Raw genomic sequence first — 5,549 nt, 5'->3', positions numbered from 1 at the left:
GTCTCGAAGCAGAACCTACGCCCGGCCCCATTTACACCGGTTTCAGGACACGACCGGCTCCGCCGTCCCAAGCGAAGAGTTCCGCGCCATGAGGTACCCACGGCGATGTGTCCCCCGGCTCGCTTCCGAAAAGACTTAGCCATATCAGCGACGAAGGTGTCACAGCCTGGACATGCTGCTCGTCTTCGGCACACTCACGCGCGACGACATCACCAGCCATCCGTCAGCCCTTCCCGGCACGGCAGACGAATACGAGCAGCTCTCACACACCATGCGGACGGATTGGGTGGGACTTCGCCAGCCACGGTGCGCCCAGGTGGCCCCCCCCTGTGAGCCGTCAGGCACCCGCACTACACGCATCTACAGCGCCCGACCGATCGCCCCTACCCGGAGGAATCGTCGCGCCGACTCTGGGCTCACCACAGATTCGACGCGCTCGATCTGTCTATCTGACGGCTCCCGCACCGACACATTCCTGCGATTGCATCGCAAACTTCGCGCAGCGGTGCGCCAGCCCACGGATGCCGTGCAGGCCCGCACTAGCAGATCGCTGCGCTTTGGTTGTGCCACTCACCAGATGCCGCACGCCATCTGACCTGCACCTCAACCGCGGACGCTTCCGTGACGGCGTTGCCGCTTCCGCGACGACCCATCGTCATGGCGAGCGAAGCACCGAATCGCTGACGGACAGAAAGGTTCACGTAGCACGGCAGTCCCGACGACGAAGACAGCCGCTCGGCGCTGAACGGCGGAACTGTCTCAGCCGTGCAAACCACCTTGTCGGACAGCGTGACACTCACGTCGTAAGCGGTGGCGTCACCGACATTGGCTAGGTAAGCGTGACGCGGGTCGATGTCCCAGCGGCCGGCCTGCCAATGCGCACGCGATTCGGACGCGGATGCGGATGCTGACACTGTCTGTTCTCGTTGGCGCTTGGCCCACCATTTACAGCCCAGCGCGAAGATGAACGCCAAGTAGACCGCCGCGAGGGCAACCAGCGGAGCCAATAAGAGTGACGGTAGGGGCCACCAAGGAGCAAGCAGTAATAGAGGTCCCACTGCCAGAAGCAGCAATACCGATGCGCCAGCCTTCGATGCGCCCACACCGGGATCGTATGTGCTATTGACGGCCAGCAACAGAGCCGCCGCACTTTGCCTGATCCCGCGGCTCAGCAGAAGCGCTGTCTTCCTGGCCCGCGCCACCTGGCTAGATGCCGCTTACCCAGCAGCGGGTGGACTGGTTGCCGTGCGCAGCGCCACCAGATGGCAGACGGCAGACGTCTGTCGACCACAACTCGCCGCCGCCAGCGGTAGCGCCTTACCGAAGCCTGGCACGGAGTGCGATCGCACAGGGTTCAAAGGCGGCAAGCAGCCAACTCGGTGGCGAGGATGGCGCCAGCGCTGCGGCTGCGAAAACCAGGTGTGTCGCGCACACGCCATCTGCCACACTTCCGGCGATGACACCTCAGCAAATCGTGCTTCGTGCGGCGACGACGGAAGATGCCTCTTTCATCGTCGAGATGGCTCGTCACGCCTGCGTCATCGAAGACAGGCCTCTTCCCCACCCCGATGACGACGAAGTGCTGGAGATGCTCCCCCCTGACGGGGTGGCGCCGATTATTGCCGCCGATCACACGGGCACACCCGTCGGTGCCGTGTGGACCTACTACGGCAACCCACCACTGCACTGCGACGCCGCGGGGACGCCCCTGCCCGAACTGTGCATCGCAGTGGCACCAGGGTACCGCGGGGCCGGCATCGGTGCCGTGCTGCTCGACGCGCTCTTCACCACCCTTGCAAGAGACCACAACGCGATGTGACCAACGTCCACATCCGCAATCCCGCCAAACACCTCTACGAACGCAACGGGTTCCGCGTCGTCGGCCAAGGCAACGGCCCGCTCGGGCTCGCAATGATCAAAGACTTACGCTGAAGCGCAATCGATTCCGACTTCCAATGCGAACGTGCGCTGCCGACATGGGAAGTGATCGGAAGACGTCTGGCGACCGTCACCTGTGGTGGCCAGGTTGTCGATTCTCAAACTGGATGGCGAAAGTCGACGCCTCTAGCTGCGCCTTTGCGTGTTTCTCACGGAGATGGCGCAGCCGTTTTTCTCATCCAAGTGGCGGAAATTGGAACGATACGGCTGTGCAGGACCGCACGTTTAAGTCCACAGTCAGAAATCCCATCATCGAACCGTCCCGTCCAAGGATAATCACGGTGTGAACGGAACAAGGCTCCCGAACGGGTTGCGCCGCAATGATAGAGATCACGGAGCGGGACGCGTGAGCCGATGAGGACCGAGTCGATTGACCTCGACGACTTCGCTGGGTGGGTGCCGTTCGCCGCGCTGCCCACCGCCGGCGTCCCGACCGGGCCGGGTGTGTACGTCATAGTGCGACCCACCGACGACCCGCCAACGTTCCTCGACGTCTCGCCGGCAGGACACTTCAAGGGCAAGGACCCCACCGTGCCCGTGGCCGAGCTGGAGCAGCTGTGGGTGTCCGGCACCCGCGTGGTCTACATCGGCAAGGCCAATCACGGAGCCGGCCAAGGGCGTGGGCTGTACAAGCGGCTCGACGAGTTCCGTCGGTTTGGTGCCGGCGAGCCGATCGGCCATTCCGGGGGCCGCCGGATCTGGCAACTCGCTGACCACGCCGACCTCCTCGTAGGCTGGCGCGTCACCGACGACGAAGAGGCAGCCGCGATGGAGACCGAGATGATCGCCCGGTTCCGCGCCCACCACGGGTTGCGCCCCTTCGCCAACATGCGCAACTGAGTGAGGCTGCGGTGAAGAAGGTCGACGACACCACGCCCGCCCCGTGCGGCCATCGCGGCTGCCGACTCAAGCCGAGCGAGGTGCGGGCACAGCTGTTGGCCTCCACCGCGCTCGACGATCCGGACCTCACCCGCGTCTGCGACCAGGACGAGGCGGTCGCCGGCGGAGCCATCCCCGACTTCAGGTCACGGCGCCACGTCGTCGAGGTCAAGGAACTGACCAGCCAAGCGTTGCGCCGATTCATCGACCTCTACGAGGCACTGCCGCAGCGGTACATCCCCAAATATAGTTTCCGCTACCTGTGGGCGGTGTCGGTGGACGTCTCGCGCGCGGCCGGCGCATACGGCGGCAACCCCAAGACCCCCGAGGTGAAGACGTTGATCGCGACGTCGACCCAGCTGATCGAGGACCTCGAATCCCGCGGGATCATCAACTCGCTCGCCGACCACGAGAACTTCCCCAAGTACGCGAAAGCGCTTGGCTTCTACTCTAATTGCGCTGTAGTGCCGGACAGCCCATTGGGGCCGGGGATCCTGCTGTCTGGCACCATCAGCGGGCAAGCGCGCACTCTCGACCTCGACTACGACGTCACCGCCTTCCTGCAGGACTGGCTGGATTCCGAGCAGTCCACGAACGCCCGACAGTCGCTGGCCGGCCGCGCCGGGATCCACGTCCTGGTCCTCATGGCCAGCCTCGACGGCCCCGCCGCGGGCCTGATCCACACCCTGCGGGAGACGCCGGGCGAAGTCCCTGCCGCCGCGCTGCGACTGCCCGACGACATCGATGTCCTGATCGTCACCACGAACATCGACGTCCTGCGCTTCACCCCGAACGGCGGATGGTTACGCCACACCGCCCCGCCTCCACCGTGAACCCGACGCCATGGCGGGAGCGATCAACCGCGGCACACCCACATCATCGAGCACAGCCGCGGATGCAGCGGGGGCGTATCGTGGCCTGACCGCCGATTGCCTGGGAGGCTTACATGAAAGGCACGTCGTTCGGGCGCTGCCGGTTGGTGAACGTGCTGGGCCGCATCGGAATCGGCAGTGTCCGTCACGAGTTACGAAGCTCCATTTTGATGGACGGACGGCCGGTTATCCGCGTGGCTACCGCTTCCCTGTTTCTAGTTGTTGCCGCAGGAGCTTGTAGCGGTGGTTCGTCGACGGTTCCGCTTGAATCTACCTCGGGTTCGGCGCCACAGCCGTCACTACAAGACACAACCTGCGGATTCCGCGGGCCGAACCCGAAGCTGGCTGAGGCCCGCCGCGAGGCGCAACGGATCAAGGACGCATATCCCGAGGCGGCAGGATTTCAAGCTGTTGAGATTGATCATTTGTTCGACTATTACTACCAACAATTAATTCCGGGGTCCGTCGAGGCCTATGTGAAGTTGGCATGTAGCAAAATTGAAGACTCTGTGCCGGATGCAGATCGCGGACTTATGGTCGGAATAGCCGTCTATATGGGCACCAGTGCGTGCAAATACGTTCAAACGGGTGAAATCCCCATCAGCGAAAGTGCCACCTCGGACTGGATCGAAATGGTGAGGATGTTCTGCCCACAATTTTCGGGTTCTCTTCCTGCGACGCCAACCCGATGACACCGTTCGCGCATGTGCCCATGTCTTGAGATCTACAGGAGCCGCCGTGGAGGTTGTCACAACAGCGGGGGCAGCAGCGATTACTGAAAAAAGCGGCGGCCAGCCAGCGGCGGCAGCAGCAGTCGTGACACCAATTTCTGCCTGGAGGGGCGGGTGGCGGCGGCGGCGGCTGTCGATTGTCAAACTGGATGGCGAACGTCACCGCTTCTAGCGGCGCCTTTTCCATGATAGTCACCGAGATGGCGGAGCGATTTCGGTCATCTAAGTGGCAAAAGTCGGAACGGTACGGTGGTGCCAGTCGTGGGCCCGCCGTCGGTCTGGCGTTTGCAGGCCACTCAGTCCGATGCCCGGGCGCATTCCCATATTAGTATAGACATATGCGCATATCGCTATGTATCCTTAGCGTGGCCGCGGAGCCACGAAAGAAGCACGGAAAGCCTGATGAACCACAGCGACCGGCGCAGGCTTCCAGAACCGCCGCCTCGACCACTGAGGAACTCGCGATATGGCAACCGCAGCACTTGCTCTTTACGGGATATTCATCGTCTCGGGCTTCGGATGGCGTAGTTATCGCCAATGGCGCCTCACGGGTTCGACAGGCATGCGGGGTTTTCACGGCCGCCCCGGATCGTTGGAGTGGCTCGCCGGCGCCGGATTCGTGGTGGCGATCTTGCTGGGCGCTCTGGCCCCCCTGCTGCAATGGTTGGGTGTGCTGTCGCCAGTGGCCTGGCTTGATCATTGGGCGGTGCACACGCTAGGAGCTTTCGCAGCGATCCTGGGCATCGCCGGGACACTGTTAGCGCAGGAGTCGATGGGCGAGTCATGGCGCATCGGCGTCGACGCCAGCGAAACTACCCGACTGATCGACAATGGGGTCTTCAAACTGGTTCGAAACCCCATCTTTACCGCCATGCTGATCTTCGGAGCCGGTGTAGCGCTCCTCGCTCCGAATGGGTTGGCGTTGCTCGCCTTCGCCACCTTGGCCACGTCCATTGAGCTACAGGTGCGGATAGTTGAAGAGCCCTATCTACGGCGGACGCACGGCTTGCATTACGCGGAATACACCAGCCGGGTGGGACGCTTCATCCCTGGACTCGGTCGAAGTTCCACGACGGGACCTGACGAAAATTGGTTGAGGCCTGGTCTCTTATGGTGACGTCCGATGGCC

Annotated in this window: 6 protein-coding genes; 5 read left to right on the top strand and 1 reads right to left on the bottom strand. The window is 63.1% G+C overall.

Features of this window, described 5'->3' with window-relative positions; all coding sequences use genetic code 11:
- Nucleotides 1-539: 539 nt before the first annotated feature.
- Nucleotides 540-1,103, bottom strand: a complete 564-nt coding sequence (locus BST15_RS20580; RefSeq protein WP_131701219.1) for a hypothetical protein — start codon at nucleotides 1,101-1,103, stop codon at nucleotides 540-542.
- 353 nt (nucleotides 1,104-1,456) lie between these two features.
- Between BST15_RS20580 and BST15_RS20575 the strand changes: the two genes are divergently transcribed.
- The 5 genes from BST15_RS20575 (at nucleotide 1,457) to BST15_RS20560 (ending at nucleotide 5,537) form a co-directional block, all read left to right on the top strand.
- The gene (locus BST15_RS20575) at nucleotides 1,457-1,819 is read left to right on the top strand and encodes a GNAT family N-acetyltransferase (protein WP_046190093.1); all 363 of its coding nucleotides are present in this window, start codon (nucleotides 1,457-1,459) and stop codon (nucleotides 1,817-1,819) included.
- A gap of 473 nt (nucleotides 1,820-2,292) precedes the next feature.
- Nucleotides 2,293-2,778 (top strand): hypothetical protein, encoded by a 486-nt coding sequence (locus BST15_RS20570; protein ID WP_046190094.1) that lies wholly within the window; start codon nucleotides 2,293-2,295, stop codon nucleotides 2,776-2,778.
- Nucleotides 2,779-2,789: 11 nt separating this feature from the next.
- A complete protein-coding gene (locus BST15_RS20565; protein WP_046190095.1) occupies nucleotides 2,790-3,650 on the top strand; it encodes a hypothetical protein in 861 nt (286 codons plus the stop codon).
- Nucleotides 3,651-3,763: 113 nt separating this feature from the next.
- Complete coding sequence (locus BST15_RS21950; protein WP_057970367.1) at nucleotides 3,764-4,381, top strand: hypothetical protein; 618 nt, start codon at nucleotides 3,764-3,766, stop codon at nucleotides 4,379-4,381.
- A 505-nt stretch (nucleotides 4,382-4,886) separates the two neighbouring features.
- Nucleotides 4,887-5,537, top strand: coding sequence for a methyltransferase family protein (locus BST15_RS20560; RefSeq protein ID WP_046190096.1), 651 nt, complete (start codon nucleotides 4,887-4,889; stop codon nucleotides 5,535-5,537).
- Nucleotides 5,538-5,549 lie beyond the last annotated feature (12 nt).

This window comes from Mycolicibacter arupensis (assembly GCF_002086515.1).
GTDB lineage: Bacteria > Actinomycetota > Actinomycetes > Mycobacteriales > Mycobacteriaceae > Mycobacterium > Mycobacterium arupense.
This window is presented reverse-complemented; position numbering and strand designations above follow the sequence as displayed.